Genomic DNA, 606 nt, shown 5'->3' with positions numbered 1-606 from the left:
ATCACCTCCGGGTTAGGTCCTTTTTGGGTCTTTCTTGGTATCCTTAGTGGTATGACTTCTTCTTTCGGGCAGTGCGGGAATGCGGCGGGCAATACGCCCGCCGTTTCCGCCACGCGCACCGCCCGGGAGAAGATCGCTTCGGAGATGGCGGAGGTGCCCCCGACCGGAGCAGCTGGCCAGGTCCTGGATGTGATTTCTCAGGTGTTCGAGGACTTCGACCGGGCCCAGCTTTCGATGCTGCTCCGGTTGGCGCAGCTGGAGGCGGCCGGGGCCCTGCTGGAGGCGGGTGGGCAGAGGTCGGTGCAGAACTGGCTGATCCACTCGGTGGGTATGGCCCCCGTTGAGGCCAACGGGCGCGCCGAGCTGGCGCGGCGGTTGTTCGCCCAGGAGCTTCCCGCCACCCGGGAAGGCCTGGACTCCGGGTTGTTGTCCATCGGGGAGGCGGTGGCGGTGTGCAAGGCCGCCGATAAGGCGGTGGGGGCGCGCAACACCGGCCGCTACCCGGATGCTGGCCTCTTCCGGCGGATGATGGAGGCTGGGATTTTGGCTTCCAAGGCCAGGGAGCCGTCGATGTCGACCTCCGACATTCACCGGCTGGGCCGGGAG

Annotated in this window: 1 pseudogene; it reads left to right on the top strand. The window is 66.8% G+C overall.

Annotated elements, in window-relative coordinates:
- Positions 1-51: 51 nt before the first annotated feature.
- Positions 52-606, top strand: a pseudogene (locus tag ACYVD1_RS34805) (HNH endonuclease signature motif containing protein); the annotation flags it as partial.

This window comes from Nocardiopsis nanhaiensis (assembly GCF_054778635.1).
Note: the sequence above shows the minus strand (reverse complement) of the source record. Positions and strands in the feature narration are given on the sequence as shown.